Genomic DNA, 21,296 nt, shown 5'->3' with positions numbered 1-21,296 from the left:
TTTTGTTTATAAGACACTGGTGTGGTGCGGTGCTTCGCATGGGGGTGGGTCGTCCGCGTACTGGGCGTACGCGGACGATCCCGACAACGCGGCGAGGCGCCGTGCCAGACGCCGCGGACCAGACGGGACTTGCGAAACACGCCCTAGGAGAGCAGCCCCTCCCCCAGCCGCCGCAGCCCCTCCGCGATCTCCTCTGGTGTCTGCGTCACGAAGCACAGCCGCAGCGTGGACCGCTCCGGCTCACCGGCGTAGAAGGGCGCCCCGGGGACGTAGGCGACGTCGTGCCGCACCACCCGGGGCAGCAGCGCGGTGGTGTCGTACGACGCGGGCAGCCGGACCCAGACGAACATGCCGCCCTCGGGCCGCTGCCAAGCACGGTGTCGCCGGGTTCCAGCAGGGCGGTCGCCAGGAGGGACAGGCCCTGCTGGGAGCCGGTCGTCACGAGGACGTCGTCGGCGTCCGTGGCCAGGCCCAGGGCCGTGGTCCGGGCGGCGAGCCCGGCCCGCAGACCCGGCTCGCCCTCGGTCGTGGAGTACTGGAGCGCCCGCGCGGGCGTCTCCGTCAGCACGGCCTGGAAGGCGGCGGCGATGGCCTGACGGTCGAACGACTCGGGCGCGGGCAGGCCGCCCGCGAAGTTGATGACCTCGGGGCGTGCGGTGACGGCGAGGATGTCCCGGACGGGCGATCCGCCGACGGCGGTGGTCCGCGCCGCGAGCGGCGGTACGGCCGCCGGGGTGCGGAGGGCTGCGGGCACGGGCTCGGCGACGGTCATCGGACGGCTCCTTCGGCTGCGGCGGGGTGCGCTTCCCGCCCGGCAGCCTAGAGATCCATATGCCCTCTACAACGACCTTTCCGCGATACGGACAGCGCCGCCCGGCCGTCCCACGCCCGTCCCCCGATCCACCGCATCTGTACAGGTCAGCGGCGTGCGGTGACCTCAGGCGTCCCAGATCCCCCGCACGGGGTGGCGACCGGCCCGGGTGATCGAGCAGGCTGGGCACGATCCCAGCCCGCACTCATGGAGAGGGTCGCCTCATGTCCGCTCACCCCCCACGCTTCCGCGCCCGGCTGACCGCCGCCACGCTGGTGGCGGTCGCCGCCCTCACGCTCACCGCGTGCGAGGACGGCAAGGGCCTGCGCGACGAGGGCCCGTCGGGAGCGGCGGCCGACAGCGGGAGCGGGCCGTCGAAGAGCGCCGCTACGAACGGCCGAGCTTCTGCGCGACCTCCGTCGCCCAGTAGGTGAGGATGTTCCGCGCGCCCGCGCGCCGGATACCGGTCAGCGACTCGAGGATGGCCCGGTCGCGGTCGATCCAGCCCTTCTCGGCGGCGGCCTCGATCATCGAGTACTCGCCGGAGATCTGGTACGCGGCCACCGGCACGTCCACCGCGTCGGCGACCCGCGCCAGGATGTCGAGGTAGGGCCCGGCCGGCTTGACCATCACCATGTCGGCGCCCTCCTCCAGGTCGAGCGCCAGCTCCCGCAGGGACTCGCGGACGTTCGCCGGATCCTGCTGGTAGGTCTTGCGGTCGCCCTTGAGGGACGAGCCGACGGCCTCCCGGAAGGGGCCGTAGAACGCGGAGGCGTACTTGACGGTGTAGGCGAGGATCGCGACGTCCTCGCGCCCGATCTGGTCGAGCGCGTCACGGATGACGCCGATCTGCCCGTCCATCATCCCGCTGGGCGCGACGACATGGGCGCCGGCGTCGGCCTGGACCTGCGCCATCTCGGCGTACCGCTCCAGCGTCGCGTCGTTGTCGACCCGGCCCTCGGCGTCGAGCACACCGCAGTGCCCGTGGTCGGTGGTCTCGTCCAGGCACAGGTCGGACATGACGAGCAGGTCGTCGCCGACCTCGGCCCGTACGTCCCGCAGGGCGACCTGGAGGATGCCGTCCGGGTCGGTGCCCGCGGTGCCGACGGCGTCCTTCTTGCTCTCCTCCGGCACGCCGAACAGCATGATCCCGGAGATGCCGGCCGCGACGGCCTCCGCGGCGGCCTTCTTCAGGCTGTCCCGCGTGTGCTGGACGACTCCCGGCATCGCCTCGATCGGCACCGGTTCGCTGACGCCCTCCCGCACGAAGGCCGGGAGGATGAGGTCGGCGGGGTGCAGCCTGGTCTCGGCGACCATGCGCCGCATGGCGGGGGTGGTCCGCAGACGCCGCGGCCGAGTACCGGGGAAGGATCCGTACGTCGTCATCCCTCTACGCTACGCCCGCCCCACCGGTGCCTTTGCCGACGCGCAGTCGGCCCGCCCGGCCCGGATGTCAGTCCCGGCCCTTACATTGCGCGGGTGGACCGGACGATGACAGAAGACGACCGCACCCTCCCCCCGTCTCTCGCCGAGCTGGCACGCACGGGGATCGACTACGCCGACGGCGAGGGCATCGACTTCGAGCCCTACGACGCCTTCGAGCCGGCCGAGGAGACCACCGGCTGGCTGCGCCAGTGGACGGGAAACCCCGAACTCGACGGCGCCGCCTACCGGGTGTTCGGGCAGGACGGAACGGGCGGCCTCGCGGCCCTCTGGCTCGTGCGTCCGGGCCGCCCCCTCGCCGAGCAGCCCGTGGTCTTCATGGGCTCGGAGGGCGAAGTCGGCGTGGTCGCCGGGAACCTCTCCGACTTCCTGTGGATGCTGGCCGACGGCTGCGGCCCCCTGGAGGCCGTCCAGTTCGGGGGCCGCGACCCACGCCCCGACGCGGCCCTCACCGCCCTCGCCGAACGCCACGCCACCACCCCGCGCCGCCCGGCCCTCGCCCTCCTGGCCGAGGCCCGCGCGGAGTTCCCGGCCTTCGCCGAGGACATCGAGGCCCTCTGCCGCTGACCCACCGGATCTGTCCGGCTCTTGTCCGGGCCGTCCGGGGTGACCCCGCGCGCCCGCACCGAGTTGGTCCGGGGAAGGGGCGCGCGGCGGGAGGGACGACGGCATGAGCGGCTGGGAGACGGGGCTGGACGACGAGGAGGCCGGGGCCGTGATGCGCACGGTCGCACGGCAGCTGAAGCTGTGGCGGGAGGCGGCCGGGCTCACCCAGGCGGAGCTCGCGGCGGCCATCGGGTACGGCGAGGAACTGGTCTCCGCGGTGGAGCGGGGCCAGCGCATCCCCCGGCCGGAGTACCTGGACGCGGCGGACCGGGCCCTGGGCGCGGGCGGGAAGATCGCCGCGATGAAGAGGGACGTGGCGGAGGTCCGGTACCCGAAGAAGGTACGGGACTTGAAGCGGCTGGAGGCGGAGGCGGTGGAGCTGGGGGCCTACAACAGCTCGGTGGTGCATGGGCTGTTGCAGACCCCGGCGTACGCACGAGCCGTGTTCGGTGCGCGCCGACCCCCCTTCTCGGCCGACGAACTGGAGCAACGGCTGTCGGCCCGGGTGGCGCGTCAGGAGATCGTCAGTGCCACGACGACCCGCCCCCTCTTCAGTTTCGTCCAGTGCGAGTCGACGCTCCGTCGGCCCATCGGGGGCAGGATGGTCATGCGTGGACAGCTCGAACGGCTGCTGGAGGTCGCCGAGTTGCCCAACGTCGACCTCCAGGTGCTTCCGCTGAGCCATGAGGAGAACTCGGGTCTCGCCGGTTCGTTCCGGCTGCTCAGACTCAAGGACGGCACCACCGTCGGACACGTGGAGGTGCAGCACATCAGTCGCGTGATCAGCGAGCCGAAGGAAGTGCAGCTCCTCGACATCCGTTATGGGACCATCCGGGCGCAGGCTCTCAGCCCACGAGAGTCGATGGCCCTCATCGAGAACGTGCTTGGAGAGACATGACCCTCAAGCCCTACACCGACCTCACCTGGACGAAGAGCAGCTACAGCACGGACGAGGGCCCCGACTGCGTCGAAGTCGCCCCCACCCCCGACCGCATACTCGTCCGTGACTCCAAGGACCCGGACGGCCCCCGCCTCGCCCTCGCCCCCACCACGTGGACGGCCTTCCTGCCGTACGCCTCCGGGCGCTGACGGCACGCATGCGAAGGGCCCGCACCCGAGTACTCGGGTGCGGGCCGTCTCATGCTCAGGTCGTCGACCGGCGTCTCCGCGCCCCCGGGCGCCGCTCGCTCGGCCGCGTCACCGGGTCCCCGGCGTCGAGGGCCGCCGCACGGCGCCGCGCGCCGAAGTCGGCCAGAGCCTCCGCCAGCTTGTGCACGGACGGCTCGGGGGCCATCACGTCCACCCGCAGGCCGTGCTCCTCGGCGGTCTTGGCCGTGGCCGGGCCGATACACGCGATCACCGTCACGTTGTGCGGCTTGCCCGCGATGCCGACGAGGTTGCGGACCGTGGACGACGAGGTGAAGAGCACGGCGTCGAAGCCGCCGCCCTTGATCGCCTCGCGGGTCTCCGCCGGCGGCGGCGAGGCCCGTACGGTCCGGTAGGCCGTGACGTCGTCGACCTCCCAGCCCAGCTCGATGAGCCCGGCGACCAGGGTCTCGGTGGCGATGTCGGCGCGGGGCAGGAAGACGCGGTCGATCGGGTCGAAGACCGGGTCGTAGGGCGGCCAGTCCTCCAGCAGCCCGGCGGCCGACTGCTCGCCGCTCGGCACGAGGTCCGGCTTCACGCCGAAGGCGATGAGCGCCTTCGCGGTCTGCTCGCCGACCGCCGCGACCTTGATCCCTGCGAACGCCCGGGCGTCGAGGCCGTACTCCTCGAACTTCTCCCGTACCGCCTTGACCGCGTTGACCGAGGTGAACGCGATCCACTCGTAGCGGCCGGTGACCAGGCCCTTGACGGCCCGTTCCATCTGCTGGGGCGTGCGCGGCGGTTCGACGGCGATCGTCGGCACCTCGTGCGGCACGGCCCCGTAGGAGCGCAGCTGGTCGGAGAGCGAGGCCGCCTGCTCCTTCGTCCTCGGCACGAGCACCCGCCACCCGAACAGCGGCTTGGACTCGAACCACGACAACTGGTCGCGCTGGGCGGCCGCGGAACGCTCACCGACCACGGCTATCACCGGCCTGCCGCCCTCGGGCGAGGGCAGCACCTTGGCCTGCTTCAGCGTCTGGGCGATCGTCCCGAGGGTCGCGGTCCACGTCCGCTGCCGGGTGGTGGTGCCGGCGACGGTCACCGTCAGCGGTGTGTCGGGCTTGCGCCCGGCCGCCACCAGCTCGCCGGCCGCGGCGGCCACGCTGTCGAGGGTCGTCGACACGACGACGGTCCCGTCCGACGCGCCCACCTCGGTCCAGCACCGGTCGGACGCGGTCCGCGCGTCGACGAACCGCACGTCCGTGCCCTGCGCGTCCCGCAGCGGCACACCGGCGTACGCCGGCACGCCGACGGCCGCGGCGACACCGGGCACGACCTCGAACGGCACACCGGCCGCGGCGCAGGCCAGCATCTCGCCGGCGGCGTACGTGTCGAGGCCGGGGTCCCCGGACACCGCACGCACGACCCGCCTGCCGCCCCGCGCGGCCTCCATGACAAGATGTGCGGCATCCCGCACCGCGGGTAGCGCAGCGGTCGTTGACGCGCCGTCAACAACGGCCAGCTGGGGCGTGCCTGTGCCCGGGACGGTGTCCCCGTCGGGGCCCTTGTCCGTGTGCACCTCGGCGACGCCCTGCCTGGCGTGCTGACGTACGACGTCGAGCACCTCGTGCTCGGCGACCAGTACGTCCGCGTGCGCCAGCGCCTCGACGGCGCGCAGAGTCAGCAGCCCCGGATCCCCGGGTCCGGCACCCAGGAAGGTGACGTGCCCGTGATCGAGGCCGGCGGGAAGAGTGGTGGGGCTCACTGTGCTCGCTCCCCCATCAGACCGGCCGCGCCCTGGGCAAGCATCTCGGTTGCGAGTTCGCGACCGAGCGCCAGCGCTTGGTCGTGCGTCTCGGGCACGGGACCGGTGGTGGACAGCTGCACCATCCGCGTGCCGTCGGGAGTACCGACGACGCCGCGCAGGCGCATTTCCTTGACAATCTGCCGTTCGGCCTGGGGGTCCCCCCGCTCCAGCGGAGCCGAGAGCGGGGGTAGGTCGGCCAGCGCGCCCACAGGGGCGGAGCAGCCGGCTTCCAGGGCGGCGAGCAGGGACCGCTCGGCGGTGACGGCGACCCGGGTGAAGGGGTCGTCGAGCTCGCCGAGCGCGGCGACGAGGTCCGCGTTGTCCGCGGTGCACTCGATCGCCAGGGCCCCCTGGCCGGGGGCGGGCAAAACCGTGTCGACCGACAGGAAGTCGGTCACCTCGTCGAGGCGGCCGATGCGGCTCAGGCCGGCCGCGGCCAGGACGACCGCGTCCAGCTCGCCGTCGTGCACGTACCGGATGCGGGTGTCGACGTTGCCGCGGATCGGGACCGTCTCGACGTCCAGGCCGTGGCCGCGGGCGTACGCGTTCAGCTGGGCGGCCCGGCGGGCCGAGCCCGTGCCGATGCGGGCGCCGCGCGGCAGGTCGGTGAGCTTGAGCGCGTGCCGTGCGACGAGCACGTCCCGCGGGTCCTCGCGCTCGGGGACCGCCGCCAGGACCAGCTCCTCGGGCTGGGCGGTCGGCAGGTCCTTCAGGGAGTGCACCGCGAAGTCCACCTCCCCGCGCAGCAGGGCGTCGCGCAGCGCGGTGACGAACACACCCGTGCCGCCGATCTGCGACAGGGCCTCGCGCGAGATGTCACCGTACGTGGTGATCTCGACGAGTTCGACGGGGCGTCCGGTCACCTGGCTCACGGTGTCCGCGACCTGCCCGGACTGGGCCATGGCGAGCTTGCTGCGCCGGGTGCCGAGCCGTAGTGGCTGCTGAGTCATCGTGGGCCTCGGTTCTTCTCGGTGCTTTCCCCGGCCCGGGAGACGGAGGCCACCGTCTCCTGGTCGAGGTCGAACAGGGTCCGCAGGGCGTCCGCGTACCCGGCGCCGCCGGGCTCCGCGGCGAGCTGCTTGACCCGTACGGTCGGGGCGTGCAGCAGCTTGTCGACCACGCGCCGCACGGTCTGCGTGATCTCGCTGCGGTGCTTGTCGTCCAGGCCGGGCAGACGGCCCTCCAGTCGGGCGATCTCGCCGGCCACGACGTCGGCGGCCATCGTGCGCAGGGCGACGACGGTCGGCGTGATGTGCGCGGCCCGCTGCGCCGCCCCGAAGGCCGTGACCTCGTCGGCGACGATACGGCGGACCTGGTCGACGTCGGCCGCCATGGGCGCGTCGGCCGAGGCCTCCGCCAGCGACTCGATGTCCACCAGCCGCACTCCGGTGAGCCGGTGCGCGGCGGCGTCGATGTCGCGCGGCATGGCGAGGTCGAGGAGCGCCAGCACGGCTGCCCGGCGGGGCGTCTCGGCGACCGGTTCGGGCCTGCGGCGCTCGGGGATGCGGCCGACGGTGGCCGCGGTCGCGGCGAGCGCGGTGATCAGTTCGGCGTCGGTCTCGGGGCTGCGGCGGGACGCCTCGCGGCGGTCGACGGCGCCGCCGGCCGCCCAGGCCGCGTGCTGCTCCAGGGTGGCCGCGTCCATGCCGGCGACGGCGGCCTCGCCGTGCACGGAGAAACCTCCCTGCACCGCGGCGAGGTCCAGCGGGCACTCCTCGTCGGTGCCGACCCCGGAGGGCGGCAGCGGGGTCCGCGACACGTCGGTGCCGTCGGCCTCCGTCCGGGGCGCGGGCGCCGTACGCCCACCGCCGTCGAAGGCGGCCGGCCGGCCGGTCCGGCCCTCGACCGCGCCGGCGACCTCCTCCGCGCTGAGGACCAGCCCGGTGGCACCGGTGCAGGACACGACGACGTCGGCACGTGTCAGCTCGACCGGCACCGCGTCCATCGGTACCGCGCGGGCCGACAGGTGGGTGCCGTCGGTGAGGATCTCGGCGAGGCGCTCGGCGCGCTCCCGGGTGCGGTTGGCGACGACGATCTCGCCGACCCCGGCCCGCGCGAGGGTGGCCGCGGCCAGGGAGGACATCGAGCCCGCGCCGATGACCAGGGCTTTCTTGCCGCGCGCCCAGGCGGTGACGTCCGCGCCCTCGGCGAGCTGCTCCAGGCCGAAGGTGACCAGGGACTGCCCGGCGCGGTCGATGCCGGTCTCGGAGTGGGCGCGCTTGCCGACCCGCAGAGCCTGCTGGAACAGGTCGTTCAGCAGTCGTCCGGCGCTGTGCAGGTCCTGTGCCTTGGCCAGGGAGTCCTTGATCTGGCCGAGGATCTGGCCCTCGCCGACCACCATGGAGTCGAGTCCGCAGGCCACCGAGAACAGGTGGTGGACGGCGCGGTCCTCGTAGTGGACGTACAGGTACGGCGTGAGCTCGTCGAGGCCCACCCCGCTGTGCTGGGCGAGCAGCGTGGACAGCTCGGCGACACCGGCGTGGAACTTGTCCACGTCGGCGTACAGCTCGATGCGGTTGCAGGTGGCGAGCACCGCGGCCTCGGTGGCCGGCTCGGCGGCGACCGTGTCCTGGACCAGCTTGACCTGGGCGTCCGCGCTCAGTGCCGCGCGCTCCAGGACGCTGACGGGGGCGCTGCGGTGGCTCAGCCCGACGACGAGCAGACTCATGCCGGCATCACGGCGGGCACGTCCCCGTCGGGTCCCTGGTCGGCGGAGGTGCTGCGGGCGGCTGCGGCCCGGACACCGCCGGCGGAGGCGGCCTCCTCACCGGCCTTGCGCTGCTCGTGGAAGGCGAGGATCTGCAGCTCGATGGAGAGGTCGACCTTGCGCACGTCGACGCCGTCCGGCACGGACAGCACGGTCGGCGCGAAGTTCAGGATGGAGGTGACGCCCGCGGCCACGAGGCGGTCGCACACGGCCTGGGCGGCGCCGGCCGGGGTGGCGATGACGCCGATGGACACGCCGTTGTCCTGGATGATCCGCTCCAGGTCGTCGGAGTGCTGCACGGGGATGCCGGCGACGGGCTTGCCCGCCATGGCGGGGTCGGCGTCGATGAGCGCGGCGACCCGGAAGCCGCGGGAGGCGAACCCGCCGTAGTTGGCGAGCGCGGCACCCAGGTTTCCGATACCGACGATCACTACCGGCCAGTCCTGGGTGAGCCCGAGCTCACGGGAGATCTGGTACACGAGATACTCGACGTCGTACCCCACGCCACGGGTCCCGTAGGAGCCGAGGTAGGAGAAGTCCTTGCGCAGCTTCGCGGAGTTGACCCCCGCCGCGGCCGCGAGCTCCTCGGAGGAGACCGTGGGGACCGAGCGCTCCGACAGTGCGGTCAGGGCTCGGAGGTACAGCGGAAGCCGGGCGACGGTGGCCTCGGGAATCCCTCGGCTGCGGGTCGCCGGTCGGTGAGTTCGGCCAGTTGCCACGGTGCTCCTGCGGGTAGAGCGGGGCTGTAGGCGGTCACACGTCCCTACATGACCGCCCCGTCGAATGAAGGCTATGTCTTTGTGAACGCGTGCACAAAGATGGTGTCCGATTTGCCCGCCCAACGTGACCGGGCTCACGCACGCCCGGCGCACCGCTGTGGAACCGGCGCATACGCACCACCGTTCCTCTGCTCCTGGGGGCAAAACCGCACACTCTCCTCGACGATCCCCGCCCCCGAGACCACTTCGCCGTCGATCCTAAGCCGTTTCCGGAGAACTTTGGACTACTCGGTCAGTGCTTTGCGGAGGCGGTCCTCGTTCACGCGCCAGAACGTGTGCTGCTCGCCGTCGACGAGGACCACGGGGATCTGCTCCCAGTACTCGTCGTGCAGCCGCGGGTCCTGGGTGATGTCCTTCCACTCCCACGGCACGCCCGCCTCGGCGCACACCCGCTCCACCACGCTCCGCGCGTCATCGCACAGATGGCAGTCGGGTTTGCCGATGAGGGTGACGAGCCGGTCCTGCGGAGGCCTGGCCGGAGTGCGACGGAAGAGCGGGCTCATGCCGGCCATTGTCCCGCGCCGCGGCGCGCATGTCGGACCACGCCGTTTAACTGCGGGGACGCGGAGAGTTCACGACTTTTGAACGTCGCGGTCCCGGAGGCCCCGAAGGGAATGGCTATGCTCACGAACATGGCCGCTCTTGGATGGCTCACCCCCCGTAGGCGTCCCGCCACGGCGCGGAGCGTGTTGGCTGGCGAGGCCTCGGCGGAGGCAGCGCGCAAGTCCTCGCAGGAGGTCGCGGAGGTATCCGCCGCCGAACCGGACTTCCCGGTGCTCGGCGACGAACGGGCCGCCGCGTTCTTCGACCTGGACAACACGGTGATGCAGGGCGCCGCCCTCTTCCACTTCGGGCGGGGCCTGTACAAGCGCAAGTTCTTCGAGACGCGCGAGCTCGCCCGGTTCGCCTGGCAGCAGGCGTGGTTCCGGCTGGCCGGCGTCGAGGACCCCGAGCACATGCAGGAGGCCCGCGACTCGGCGCTGTCGATCGTCAAGGGCCACCGCGTCGCCGAGCTCCAGTCGATCGGCGAGGAGATCTACGACGAGTACATGGCCGAGCGCATCTGGCCCGGCACCCGCGCCCTCGCCCAGGCCCACCTGGACGCGGGCCAGAAGGTGTGGCTCGTCACGGCGGCACCGGTGGAGATCGCCACGGTGATCGCCCGCCGCCTCGGCCTGACCGGCGCCCTGGGCACGGTCGCGGAGTCGGTGGACGGCGTCTACACGGGCAAGCTCGTCGGCGAGCCGCTGCACGGCCCGGCGAAGGCGGAGGCCGTGCGCGCCCTGGCCCTGGCGGAGGGCCTGGACCTGTCGCGGTGCGCCGCGTACAGCGACTCGCACAACGACATCCCGATGCTCTCCCTGGTCGGGCACCCCTACGCGATCAACCCCGACGCCAAGCTGCGCAAGCACGCCCGCAAGCTCGACTGGCGGCTGCGCGACTACCGCACGGGCCGCAAGGCGGCCAAGGTCGGCATCCCCGCCGCGGCGGGCGTCGGCGCGGTGGCCGGGGGCACGGCGGCCGCGATCGCCCTGCACCGGCGCCGCCGGTAGGCACGCCCGGCCCGCGGGCCGAGCCGTCTCTCCACCCAGGCACCCGTCTGTCCAGTCACGTTGGCTGGACACGGCCACAACACGCCCTGTTGTCAGCCGGAAGACGGACGGACTCGATCAACAAACGGTCACTCTATGGCACTTGATCGGGCGTCAATCGGCTACAGAAGAGACGCAATCGGTGATTTGAGCAACTGGGCGTAGCAGTGCCTGCACGAAGCGTTATTCTCCTCAGACGCATTCCGGTACCCCTCCGTCGCTACGACGGGTGAACGGTCCCGTACTGCATGTGATGGAAGCTCTGCCTCTGGGAGTCCCGTGTACCCACACGTCGGGGTTGACGCCTCGGGCCTGGCTACGCTCCGCGCGACGGTCCTCGACCTGTTGCGCGGTTTCGTCCCCACCGCGTACGCCGTCCCTGCCCTCGCCGTAACCGCCGCACCCGTAGGCCCGTGCTACGCGCTCGCCGAGGGGAGCGCCGCCGTCGGCAGACGGGGGCGCTCGACCGGCGCGACGACCGCCCGCCGCCCCGCCGCGGACAGCGACAGCGCGCGCATGATGGACCTGGTGGAACGCGCGCAGGCCGGCGAGGCCGACGCGTTCGGCCGGCTCTACGACCAGTACAGCGACACCGTGTACCGCTACATCTACTACCGGGTCGGGGGGAAGGCCACCGCGGAGGATCTCACCAGCGAGACCTTTCTGCGGGCCCTGCGCCGCATCGGCACCTTCACCTGGCAGGGCCGGGACTTCGGCGCCTGGCTCGTCACCATCGCCCGCAACCTGGTCGCCGACCACTTCAAGTCCAGCCGCTTCCGGCTGGAGGTGACCACCGGCGAGATGCTCGACGCCAACGAGGTCGAGCGCTCACCCGAGGACTCCGTCCTCGAATCGCTCTCGAACGCCGCGCTGCTGGAGGCCGTCCGGCGGCTCAACCCGCAGCAGCAGGAGTGCGTCACCCTCCGCTTCCTCCAGGGCCTCTCCGTCGCGGAGACCGCCCGCGTCATGGGCAAGAACGAGGGCGCCATCAAGACACTCCAGTACCGGGCCGTCCGCACCCTCGCCCGACTGCTCCCGGACGACGCGCGCTGAGCGCGTCCCCCCTACCGCACCGACACTGTCCGCAATCGCCAACTCACCCTCGGTGAAAGTCCGTTGACTTCGCGGCCCGTTCATCCTTCGTCCGTAACCCAAGTGGCGCGCCACTCGTTGTGCGGGATGCAGGCTCCCTGTGGTCACTCCCTGACCCACTTCGATCACCCGATCGTGTGGAAACGGTCAGGGGGTGCAACCCTCAGGACCCCCTGGGGAGTCGACCGTCATGACGAGAGGAGGTGCCGCCAGTGATCGCGAACGTATCGGCGCACCGGCGGACGAGCGCCTTCGCCCAGGCCCTGGAGGAGCTGACCGACCGGGGCACGGCGGCCGAGCAGGCCGAGCAGCCCGGGGGACCGGCACCGGCTGCTGCGGAACAGACCGAGCAAGGGCGCCTGTTGGCCCTGGCCACGGGTCTCGGCGAGCTGCCCAAGCCCGTGCTCGACCCCGAGGTCAAGGTCGTGCAGCGAGCCCAGCTCGTGGCCGCGATGGAGGCCATGCTCCAAGAGGGCACCGCGGCGGGCGAGGCGGGTCCCACCCTGCCCGGACAGCGGTCCGAGCGGGCGCGCGGGGCCCACCGGGCGACCCCGATGAGCAAACTCCGTCCGCGCTCACGCCTCGCCAAGGGACTCACCGCCGGCGGACTCAGCGTCGGAGTCGCCGCCGGAGCCTTCGGCGGGGTGGCCGCCGCCAGCGGCGACGCCCTGCCCGGCGACTCCCTCTACGGCCTCAAGCGCGGCATCGAGGACTTCAAGCTCAACGTCCTGGCCGACGGCGAGGACGAACGCGGGCGCGTCTACCTCGACCAGGCCTCCACCCGGCTGAGCGAGGCCCGCAGGCTGATGGAGCGCGGCCGCGGCGGCCAGTACGACCACGAGTCGCTCGCCGAGATCCGCCGCGCCCTGTCCGGCATGCAGCACGACGCCTCCGAGGGCCACCGGCTGCTGCGCGAGGCGTACGAGCGCCACCCGGACTCCCTGGGACCCATCCAGGCCCTCTCCGCGTTCTCCCGCTCCCACCGCGCCACCTGGGGCAGCATGCGCGAGCGGCTCCCCCTCCAGCTCGGGGACGTCAGCGACCGGGTGTCGTCCGTCTTCGACGCCATAGACGAAGAGGTCGCCCCGCTCCAGTCCCTGCTCCCGCCTCCCGCCAAGGACGGCGGTGACGGCAAGGGCCGGGGTGGCTCCGGCTCGTCCTCCACCGGCACGTCCGGCGCCGACAAGTCGGCCCACCCCAGCGCCGGCGGCAGCGGCTCGACCGAGGGCGGCCACCGCACCGGCGGCCCCAGCAAGTCGGCCGAGGACTCCGCCGGCGAGGGCGACGGCCTGCTCGGCGGGAACACCGGTGGCCTGCTCGACCCGCCCAGGGCCACCGGCGGCTCGGGCGCCTCGCCGTCCGCGTCCACCCCGGCCAACGGCCCGGCGGTCACTCTCCCGCCCCTGCTCCCGGGTCTCCTGCCCGGCCTGGGCATCGAGGGAGAGGACGCCGACTAGCGGCTCCGCCACCCTCCTGTACGCCGATGGGGCACCCCTTCCACCGGGGGTGCCCCATCGTCGTGTACGCGCCCGCCAGGGCCGTCGCGCGACCCGTCAGAAGAAGACCGACCGGCGCTGCACCAGCAGCTTGTAGAGCGTGTGCTGGATCTGCTCCCTGACCTGGTCGGTGAGGTTGAACATCAGCATCGGGTCCTCGGCCGCCTCCGGCGGATAACCGTCGGTGTGGATCGGCTCGCCGAACTGGATCGTCCACTTCGTCGGCAGCGGGATCGCTCCCAGCGGACCCAGCCACGGGAAGGTCGGCGTCAGCGGGAAGTACGGGATGCCCAGCACCCGGGCCAGCGTCTTCGCGTTGCCGATCATCGGGTAGATCTCCTCGGCCCCGACGATCGAGCACGGGATGATCGGCGTCTGCCGGCGCAGCGCCGTGGACACGAAGCCGCCCCGGCCGAAGCGCTGCAGCTTGTAGCGCTCGCCGAAGGGCTTGCCGATGCCCTTGAAGCCCTCCGGCATCACACCGACCAACTCGCCCTGCCCGAGCAGCCGGTCGGCGTCCTCCGTGCAGGCCAGCGTGTGCCCGAGCTTGCGGGCGAGCTCGTTGACCACCGGCAGCATGAACACCAGATCGGCGGCGAGCAGCCGCAGATGGCGTCCCGCGGGATGGTGGTCGTGCACGGCGACCTGCATCATCAGGCCGTCCAGCGGCAGCGTCCCGGAGTGGTTGGCGACGATCAGCGCGCCGCCCTCGGCCGGGATGTTCTCCACGCCCTTCACGTCGACCCGGAAGTACTTCTCGTACACCGGCCGCAACAGGGACATCAGGACCTGGTCCGTGAGTTCCTCGTCGTACCCGAAGTCGTCGACGTCGTAGTCCCCGGTGAGACGCCGGCGCAGGAAGGCCAGGCCGCTCGCGATGCGCCGCTCCAGACCGCCGTCGTGCGAGGGCTGTGGAGCCGGCTCTTCCTCAGGAGTCACAGGGACATCATCCTGCGCGAGGGACCGTCCCGGCAGGGGCTGGACCTCACCGACCGGCCCGCCTTCACCGTCCTGGCGTCGGCTCGCCGTGCTCCGGCGCCGCGGCGGCCGCTGTACGGCGCCTCCGCGGGACCGGTCGTCGTCGAACGGAATGACCTTGGCGTCCGCCATCGTTGATGCGCTCCTCAGTTGGCGCTCTGCGTCGGGGGGTGACCGCCGTCCAGGACGGGCAGCGCGGCGATCCGGTCGACGGCCCCCGCGAGGGCCTCGGGCGGCAGCAGTCCCGGGCCGCGGCTGCTCGCGAAGTCCGCGAACGTCTGGGCCGTCGTGTACTTCGGCTGAAATCCGAGGGTCTCGCGCATCTGGTCCGTGGACACCACCCGGCCGTGGGTGAGCAACCGGATCTGCTCCGGCGAGAAGTCCGACATTCCCAGCGTACGCACCAGAGTGCCCGCCCACGTCACGGCGGGCAGCAGCAGCGGCACCGTGGGCCGCCCCAGCCGCCGCGCGCACTGGGAGAGCAGCAGGACGCCGTCCCCGGCGACGTTGAAGGTGCCGCTGTTCAGCGTGCCCCGGCGCGCCTCGTGGGAGGCGATGCGCAACACCTCGATGACGTCGTCCTCGTGCACGAACTGCAGGCGCGGGTCGTACCCGAGGACGGTCGGCAGGACGGGCAGCGAGAAGTACGAGGCGAGCGGGGTGTCCGCGGTGGGGCCGAGGATGTTGGCGAACCGCAGCACGCACACGGCGACGTCGGGCCGCCGCCGGGCGAACCCGCGCACATAGCCCTCGACCTCGACGATGTCCTTGGCGAAGCCGCCGCTGGGCAGGGACTTGGGCGGGGTGGTCTCGGTGAAGACGGCCGGGTCGCGGGGCGCCGACCCGTACACGTTCGTACCGGACTTCACCACCAGCCGCTCGACCAGGGGGGACTTCTGGCAGGCACCGAGGAGCTGCATCGTCCCGATGACGTTGGTCTCCTTGACCGTGGTCCGGCTGCCGCTGGCCAGCGCGGTCCCGGTCACGTCCATGTGCACGACGGTGTCGGCGCCGCTCTCCGCGAGCACCCGCGCGATGGAGGGCTGCCGGATGTCGGCCTGGATGAAGTCCGCGCCGCCCAGGTGGTGCTCCGGCGGCACCACGTCCACGGCGATCACCCGGTCCACCTGGGGGTCCCGCTGGATACGGCGTACGAAGCGGCCCCCGAGTTGACGGGCCACCCCGGTGACGAGCACGACCTTGCCCAAGATCAGCGCCTTCCTTCCAGCCCTCGTACCCAGCCGAGTTCCCCGTGTGCCGCCAACTTAGCGGGTGGATGTTGCGCTGTGATGACCACCCGATGCGTGACGTGACGGAAATTCCCCCGTCATACACTGTGGCCCCCCACCGGATGCGGTGGGGGGCCACAGACACGCCGCTTCTCGCGGCGCCGCTTACTTCTTGTTGCGACGCTGAACGCGCGTGCGCTTGAGCAGCTTGCGGTGCTTCTTCTTGGCCATCCGCTTGCGCCGCTTCTTGATAACAGAGCCCACGACTACCCTCGCTCACTTCTCATCACTCGGTGTTTGGGCGCCATGGGCCCACACGACCTACGAGGGGCTAGCCTACCCGCCCCGGCGCTGAGGTCGTAATCGAGGGGGCGAGGGGGTCACCGGCGGTCCCGGCAACCCCCCGGCCCGTGCCGTCAGGCGGTTTCCACCCCCACGTAACTCTCGCGAAGGTACTCGTGAACCGCTTGCTCCGGGACACGGAACGACCGTCCCACCCGGATCGCGGGCAGATGACCGCTGTGCACCAGCCGGTACACGGTCATCTTCGACACTCGCATCACCGAGGCGACCTCCGCCACGGTAAGGAACTGAACCTCGTTCAGAGGCCTCTCGCCAGCTGCAGCCATGACACACCTGAACCTTCCGCACTCGACGGCCACCGGCTTCCCCTTCCGGTGACTCTTCGTCGTTGCGTGCTCACTCCCCAATGTAGGTGCGGGTGATGCGAGTGGGGAAGAGGTGCAGCCATCGGCGACCTACTGTGACAGACACGCTCGATTGAGTACGTAGCGGGTAAGCGGCCGGTAGTAATCAGACCGCACAGCGTCATCAAGTGGAACGGCGACGGACACGGACCCCTCGGCCTCCCCCACGAAGAGCGCGGGGTCGTTGGTGTCGGCGAGCCCAATGGCCTCGAACCCCAGTTGACCTGCCCCGCAGACCCAGCCGTGGTCCCCGATCACCAGCTGCGGCAGCGGCCCGCCGGCCTCGGCGGCGGCGGCCAGCGCGACCCGAACCGGGAGGGGGGAGTGGGTGTGCACGCCGGGCTCACAACCGGAGCGGGACGCGTCGGGCGCCCGCACCAGCGCGACTCCCCGTACGTAGGCGAGGTTGTACGTACGTAGACCGAACCGGGTCGTTATGTCGACACGGCGACCATGCGCCGGGGTGAGGACGGCACACCCTGCCGCCGAGAGCGCGTCTGCCAGGGCGCCGTAGAACCCGAGCAGCCGGTGGGGGTGCCCGGTGCCGAGCAGCACCGGTCCACCACGCTGGGCGACCCTCCCGATCCGGTCGGAAAAGGCGTCCAGAGCGGTCAAAGTCCGTTCCGGATCGATCACATCGGGACCCGAGACACAGCCGGGATCGGCCGAAACCCCACACCTCTCCGCCATCAGGGCGAGCAGCTCGCGCTGCCCCCAGGCCCCCTCGGGGTCCAGCCCGACGAGCACCCGGGGATCCCGCGCGGCGAACAGCCGGTAACTCCTGAGACTCGCCTCACGGGAGGTCGCCACCGTCCCGGCCAGCCCCACGGCCACGAGATGAGCGCGAAGCGCCGCGGTACTCAGCACCCCAGCGATGCTGGCGGACCGGACACCCCACGGACGCCCGAACCGGGCAAGGACCGCACGGTCGGGCTAATGGAACGCCTCCTACGGGAGCAGCCCCCGCAGCGGGAACACCGCCTTGCGCGTCGCCAGCACCGCCTGGTCCAGCCGGTCCGCGGGGTCGTACCCCGACTCCCAGTCCGCCCAGGCCACCGGCCACCGCCCGTCGGTCATCCGGGCCGGACCCAACTGCCGCGTCCGCGCGTACACTTCCTGCCGCCAGCTCTCCGGGACCAGCGTCGTGGGCTCGATCGGCCGCCCCGCCGCGATCGCCACCAGATGCGTCCACGACCGCGGCACCACCTCGACCACGGCGTACCCGCCACCGCCCAGCGCGAGCCACTTCCCCCCGGCGTGCTCGTGCGCCAGGTCGTGGCAGGCCACCTGCACGGCCCGCTGCGCGTCCAGCGACACCGCCAGATGCGCCAGCGGATCCTCGAAGTGCGTGTCGGCCCCGTGCTGCGTCACCAGCACCTGCGGGCTGAAGTCCGCGAGCAGCTCTGGCACCACGGCGTGGAACGCCCGCAGCCAGCCCGCGTCCCCGGTGCCCGCCGGCAGCGCCACGTTCACCGCGGACCCCTCGGCGGCCCCGGTCTCCTGCGGCCACCCGGTCTGCGGGAACAGCGTCCGGGGGTGCTCGTGCAGCGAGATGGTCAGCACCCGCGGGTCCTCCCAGAACGCCGCCTGCACCCCGTCCCCGTGGTGCACGTCGACGTCCACGTACGCGACCCGCTCCGCACCCAGCTCCAGCAGCCGGGCGATCGCCAGGGCCGCGTCGTTGTAGATGCAGAACCCGGACGCCCCGGCCGGCATCGCGTGGTGCAGCCCGCCCGTGAAGTTCACCGCGTGCAGCGCGCTCCCCCGCCACACGGCCTCCGCCGCGCCCACCGACTGCCCTGCGATCAGCGCCGAGACCTCGTGCATCCCGGCGAACGCAGGATCGTCCAGGGTGCCCAGACCGTACGACTGGTCGGCCGCCCGCGGGTCCGCCGACGCCGCCTTCACGGCCGCGATGTAGTCCTCCCGGTGCACCAGCCGCAGGGTCGACTCACCGGCCGGCTGGGCCGCGACGACGTCCACGTGCTGGTCCAGCTCGAAGGCTTTGACGAGTTTCCTGGTCAGACCGAGGCGCACCGGGTCCATCGGATGGTCCCGGCCGAAGTCATAGCCCGTTACTGCCTCGTCCCACATCAGCTGTGCGCGGCCGCTCATGCCCGCCACCGTATCGGTCCGGCCGCGCGGCGAACGAAGGGGCGTACACGAGCGTCACCAGCACCAACACCATCGGCACCAGCATGGCCCCCCGATAGCTCCACGCGTCGCCCAGCGCCCCCACCAGAGGCGAACCGATCAGGAAGCCCACGTAATTGAAGACGTTGAGCCGCGCGACGGCCGCGTCCGACGCCCCCGGGAACAGCCTCCCGGCCGCCGCGAACGTCTGCGGCACCAGCACGCACAGCCCCAGCCCGAGCAGCGTGAACCCCAGCATCCCGAACCAGGCGCCCGGCGCCGTCGCCACCACCGCGAACCCGACGGCCGCCACCAGCGCCCCCAGCCGCACCACGGCCACCGCCCCGAGCCGCCGCACCCCGAAGTCCCCGATGGCCCGCCCCAGCAGCGTGGTCACCATGTACACGTTGTACGGCACGGTCGCCAGCTGCTCGGAGCTGCCGAGCACGTCCTGCAGGTACTTCGCGCTCCAGTTGGAGACCGTCGAGTCCCCGATGTACGCGAAGGTCATCACCAGACACAGCGGCAGCAGCGCCTTGAACACGACGGGCTGGCCGCCCTCCCCCGCGTCCTGCGCCACGGGCGTCCGCGTCTTCGTGGCGTCGACGTACCACCGGCTCCCCACCAGCGCTGCCGGCAGCAGCACCACGACGACCGGCAGATACGACACCGCCAGCGGCAGATCCCAGTGCGCCCCCGCCCACGCCAGCGACGCCCCCACGATCCCGCCCAGGCTGTACGCCGCGTGGAAACTGAGCATGATGCTCCGGCCGTACGCCCGCTGCAGGCTCACCCCGAGCATGTTCATCGAGGCGTCCAGCGCGCCCACGGCCAGCCCGAACGCCGCGAGCGAGACGGCCAGTTCGACCATGCGGTCCCCGGCCCCCACGCCGAGCAGCGCCAGCAGCACCACGGGCTGCGACCAGCGCAGCAGCCGGCTCGGGCGGATACGCCGCACCAGCCTCTCGGTCGTGACGCTGCCGACGCCGGCGAGGATCGGCACGGCCGCGAGAAAGGCCGGCAGCAGCGCGTCGGACACCCCGTACCGGTCCTGGATGGCCGGGATACGCGTCACCAGCAGAGCGAAGGCGACGCCCTGGGCGAAGAAACCGAACGCCAGCGAGGCCCTACCGCGCCGCAGCACATCAGTCATGGCGGCGAGCGTAGGGCCCCGGGGTACCCGTGGGTAGATCCAGCCAAAGGTGAATTTCCGTCAGCTTCAACCGGCGGCGATCAGGGGCGCGGTGGACGGACCGCTCACCCCGGGCCCGCCCTCGCGCGCGTCCCGCTCGGCCCACGCCTTCGTCTCGGCGACGACCATCGCGGCCATCGGCCCTGCGCCCAGCGCCCCACCGACGACGAAACCGAGCACCATCGCGACGGTCATGATCACGTTGCCGAGCCACACCATGGTGTCCACCGGCAGGGTGTACGCCCCCACGACCCGAACCACGCACTCGGCGAGCAGGACCACACCCCACACCAGCGAGAACAGCCGCTCGGCCCGCCGGAAACGTGCCGAGCCCCCGTGCAGCCGGGCCCAAGCGGCCTCCCGGCCCGCGTCGCCCTTCACCACCCAGGGCTTCATCCCCGCCGTCATCATCGGCTTGCCCAGCACCACCGAGGCGATGATCCCGATCCCGATCGTGCTGCTGATGGCGCTGTCCTTGGCCATCATCAGCCGCGGGTCACCCGCCACGAAGCTCAGCAGCAGCGAGACGACGTTCACCACCAGGATGAGCGCGGCCATCCCGTTGACCTCCCGCGCCCTCCACATGCTCCACCCGGTGCGCACGGCCGGCACGACGCTGCTGAGCGCGAGCGCCGTCAGGGCGCTCATCCCGAAGCCGTTCTTCAGCAGGTAGTACGCCCCGAGCGGCACCGCCACATCGATGATCAACGGCAGGAAGTTCCGCAGCAGCCTGTTCCGCCCACCGGTCGTGCTTCCCTCGGCCGTCCCCATGTTCGTCGTCATACCCATAAGCTTCGCGGCCGGGCGGGGGTCCCCGGTAGAAACGATCGTCCGGCCCTCGGCATGACAAATGTCAGCCCAACAGATCGGCCAACTCGCCCATGTCGGAGAAGAGTTCGGTCGCCCCGGACAGCCGCTCGGCGGGCGTCATGGCGGTGAACCCGAGGACGTCCATCCCCGCGGCCACGGCCGCCCGCACCCCCAGAGGACTGTCCTCGACGACGACACACCGCTCGGGCGCGACCCCCATCCGCCGGGCAGCATGGAGGAAGAGGTCCGGTGCGGGCTTCCCCCGCCCCACATCCTGCGAACTGAAGATCCGCGCGTCGTCGAACCACCGGTCCAGACCCGTCGCCCGATGCCCCACCCTGATCCGCTCATGGCTCCCCGACGAGGCCACGCAGTACGGCACTCCGCGTGCGGCGAGCGCCTCCAGGACGTCACCGGCGCCGGCCACGGGCTTCAGCTCCCGCTCGAACGCGGCGAACACCCGTGCGTGGAAAACGTCGTCGAAGTCCGCCGGAAGCCGCTCCCCTGTGCGATCGAGCACCAGGTCGTGCACCCGGTGCATCGCCGACCCCATGTAGTCCCGGATGGAGTCCTCGTACGACGTCGGGTGCCCGAGCTCGGTCAGGTAGGCCGCGAGGAGCCGATTGGAAAGGGGCTCGCTGTCGACGAGAACACCGTCGTTGTCAAAAATGACGAGGTCGTAGCGCATAAGTCCGAGCTTAAATGCAGAAAGGGCCCACACCGTAAGGTGTGAGCCCTTTCCCAAAAATTGTTCGGCGGTGTCCTACTCTCCCACAGGGTCCCCCCTGCAGTACCATCGGCGCTGTAAGGCTTAGCTTCCGGGTTCGG

General features: G+C 71.8%; 21 protein-coding genes, 1 rRNA gene and 1 pseudogene. 6 read left to right on the top strand and 17 right to left on the bottom strand.

The features are described 5' to 3' along the window. Positions 1 to 143: 143 nt before the first annotated feature. Positions 144 to 772, bottom strand: a pseudogene (locus ACFRAC_RS35330) (hypothetical protein). A gap of 426 nt (positions 773 to 1,198) precedes the next feature. Further along, entirely contained in the window at positions 1,199 to 2,197 is a 999-nt protein-coding gene (hemB, locus tag ACFRAC_RS35325; RefSeq protein ID WP_382938927.1) for a porphobilinogen synthase, read from the bottom strand. Between the two features lie 105 nt (positions 2,198 to 2,302). On the opposite strand from hemB, the gene ACFRAC_RS35320 reads away from it, so the two are divergent. From ACFRAC_RS35320 to ACFRAC_RS35310, 3 genes are all read left to right on the top strand, one after another. Beyond that, positions 2,303 to 2,821, top strand: a complete 519-nt coding sequence (locus ACFRAC_RS35320) for an SMI1/KNR4 family protein (RefSeq protein WP_382938925.1) — start codon at positions 2,303 to 2,305, stop codon at positions 2,819 to 2,821. A 103-nt stretch (positions 2,822 to 2,924) separates the two neighbouring features. Next, positions 2,925 to 3,758 carry a Scr1 family TA system antitoxin-like transcriptional regulator gene (locus ACFRAC_RS35315; RefSeq protein ID WP_382938922.1) on the top strand — a complete coding sequence of 278 codons (834 nt, stop codon included), beginning with the start codon at positions 2,925 to 2,927 and terminating at the stop codon, positions 3,756 to 3,758. Next, positions 3,755 to 3,949: a DUF397 domain-containing protein gene (locus ACFRAC_RS35310; protein WP_361348689.1), complete on the top strand. Its 195-nt coding sequence runs from the start codon at positions 3,755 to 3,757 to the stop codon at positions 3,947 to 3,949. The genes ACFRAC_RS35315 and ACFRAC_RS35310 overlap by 4 nt, the downstream gene beginning before the upstream one ends. 55 nt (positions 3,950 to 4,004) lie before the next feature. Here ACFRAC_RS35310 and ACFRAC_RS35305 read toward each other — a convergent pair whose 3' ends face one another. The 5 genes from ACFRAC_RS35305 to ACFRAC_RS35285 all read right to left on the bottom strand — a co-directional run bounded on the left by ACFRAC_RS35305 (position 4,005) and on the right by ACFRAC_RS35285 (position 9,751). Beyond that, positions 4,005 to 5,711, bottom strand: coding sequence for a uroporphyrinogen-III synthase (locus ACFRAC_RS35305; RefSeq protein ID WP_382938919.1), 1,707 nt, complete (start codon positions 5,709 to 5,711; stop codon positions 4,005 to 4,007). Beyond that, positions 5,708 to 6,703 carry a hydroxymethylbilane synthase gene (gene hemC, locus ACFRAC_RS35300; RefSeq protein ID WP_382938916.1) on the bottom strand — a complete coding sequence of 332 codons (996 nt, stop codon included), beginning with the start codon at positions 6,701 to 6,703 and terminating at the stop codon, positions 5,708 to 5,710. Before hemC ends, ACFRAC_RS35305 begins: the two co-directional genes overlap by 4 nt. Then, positions 6,700 to 8,421: a glutamyl-tRNA reductase gene (locus tag ACFRAC_RS35295; protein WP_382938912.1), complete on the bottom strand. Its 1,722-nt coding sequence runs from the start codon at positions 8,419 to 8,421 to the stop codon at positions 6,700 to 6,702. The genes hemC and ACFRAC_RS35295 overlap by 4 nt, the downstream gene beginning before the upstream one ends. Next, complete coding sequence (locus ACFRAC_RS35290; protein WP_382938908.1) at positions 8,418 to 9,179, bottom strand: redox-sensing transcriptional repressor Rex; 762 nt, start codon at positions 9,177 to 9,179, stop codon at positions 8,418 to 8,420. Before ACFRAC_RS35290 ends, ACFRAC_RS35295 begins: the two co-directional genes overlap by 4 nt. Before the next feature lie 284 nt (positions 9,180 to 9,463). Next, a complete protein-coding gene (locus ACFRAC_RS35285; RefSeq protein WP_382938906.1) occupies positions 9,464 to 9,751 on the bottom strand; it encodes a glutaredoxin family protein in 288 nt (95 codons plus the stop codon). Positions 9,752 to 9,871: 120 nt separating this feature from the next. On the opposite strand from ACFRAC_RS35285, the gene ACFRAC_RS35280 reads away from it, so the two are divergent. From ACFRAC_RS35280 to ACFRAC_RS35270, 3 genes are all read left to right on the top strand, one after another. Beyond that, entirely contained in the window at positions 9,872 to 10,792 is a 921-nt protein-coding gene (locus ACFRAC_RS35280; protein WP_382938901.1) for an HAD family hydrolase, read from the top strand. Positions 10,793 to 11,110: 318 nt separating this feature from the next. After that, on the top strand, positions 11,111 to 11,884 hold the full coding sequence (locus tag ACFRAC_RS35275; RefSeq protein WP_361348708.1) for an ECF subfamily RNA polymerase sigma factor, BldN family: 774 nt from the start codon (positions 11,111 to 11,113) through the stop codon (positions 11,882 to 11,884). Positions 11,885 to 12,135: 251 nt separating this feature from the next. Then, positions 12,136 to 13,380, top strand: coding sequence for a DUF5667 domain-containing protein (locus ACFRAC_RS35270; protein WP_382938894.1), 1,245 nt, complete (start codon positions 12,136 to 12,138; stop codon positions 13,378 to 13,380). Between the two features lie 96 nt (positions 13,381 to 13,476). Here the strand turns inward: ACFRAC_RS35270 and ACFRAC_RS35265 are convergent, their stop codons facing one another. From ACFRAC_RS35265 to rrf, 10 genes are all read right to left on the bottom strand, one after another. Continuing rightward, entirely contained in the window at positions 13,477 to 14,529 is a 1,053-nt protein-coding gene (locus ACFRAC_RS35265; protein WP_382938891.1) for a lysophospholipid acyltransferase family protein, read from the bottom strand. A 14-nt stretch (positions 14,530 to 14,543) separates the two neighbouring features. Next, positions 14,544 to 15,605 carry an NAD-dependent epimerase/dehydratase family protein gene (locus tag ACFRAC_RS35260; RefSeq protein WP_382938888.1) on the bottom strand — a complete coding sequence of 354 codons (1,062 nt, stop codon included), beginning with the start codon at positions 15,603 to 15,605 and terminating at the stop codon, positions 14,544 to 14,546. A 186-nt stretch (positions 15,606 to 15,791) separates the two neighbouring features. After that, on the bottom strand, positions 15,792 to 15,890 hold the full coding sequence (locus tag ACFRAC_RS35255; RefSeq protein ID WP_003948845.1) for a 30S ribosomal protein bS22: 99 nt from the start codon (positions 15,888 to 15,890) through the stop codon (positions 15,792 to 15,794). Positions 15,891 to 16,042: 152 nt separating this feature from the next. Beyond that, on the bottom strand, positions 16,043 to 16,255 hold the full coding sequence (locus ACFRAC_RS35250; RefSeq protein ID WP_004984898.1) for a helix-turn-helix domain-containing protein: 213 nt from the start codon (positions 16,253 to 16,255) through the stop codon (positions 16,043 to 16,045). 129 nt (positions 16,256 to 16,384) lie between these two features. Continuing rightward, positions 16,385 to 17,200, bottom strand: a complete 816-nt coding sequence (locus ACFRAC_RS35245; protein WP_382938885.1) for a phosphatase — start codon at positions 17,198 to 17,200, stop codon at positions 16,385 to 16,387. 81 nt (positions 17,201 to 17,281) lie between these two features. After that, positions 17,282 to 18,448 (bottom strand): acetoin utilization protein AcuC, encoded by a 1,167-nt coding sequence (locus ACFRAC_RS35240; protein WP_382938882.1) that lies wholly within the window; start codon positions 18,446 to 18,448, stop codon positions 17,282 to 17,284. Next, complete coding sequence (locus ACFRAC_RS35235) at positions 18,399 to 19,619, bottom strand: MFS transporter (protein WP_382938879.1); 1,221 nt, start codon at positions 19,617 to 19,619, stop codon at positions 18,399 to 18,401. Before ACFRAC_RS35235 ends, ACFRAC_RS35240 begins: the two co-directional genes overlap by 50 nt. A 66-nt stretch (positions 19,620 to 19,685) precedes the next feature. Continuing rightward, positions 19,686 to 20,441: a VC0807 family protein gene (locus ACFRAC_RS35230; RefSeq protein ID WP_382938876.1), complete on the bottom strand. Its 756-nt coding sequence runs from the start codon at positions 20,439 to 20,441 to the stop codon at positions 19,686 to 19,688. A 70-nt stretch (positions 20,442 to 20,511) separates the two neighbouring features. Then, entirely contained in the window at positions 20,512 to 21,156 is a 645-nt protein-coding gene (locus ACFRAC_RS35225) for an HAD family hydrolase (protein WP_382938873.1), read from the bottom strand. A gap of 62 nt (positions 21,157 to 21,218) precedes the next feature. Next, positions 21,219 to 21,296: ribosomal RNA gene (gene rrf, locus ACFRAC_RS35220) — 5S ribosomal RNA — on the bottom strand; the annotation flags it as partial.

It is taken from the genome of Streptomyces sp. NPDC056628, from assembly GCF_042792555.1.
In the GTDB taxonomy this organism is placed as follows: Bacteria; Actinomycetota; Actinomycetes; order Streptomycetales; family Streptomycetaceae; genus Streptomyces.
The sequence above is the reverse complement of the archived record's forward strand: the minus strand, read 5'-3'. Positions and strand labels throughout refer to the sequence as shown.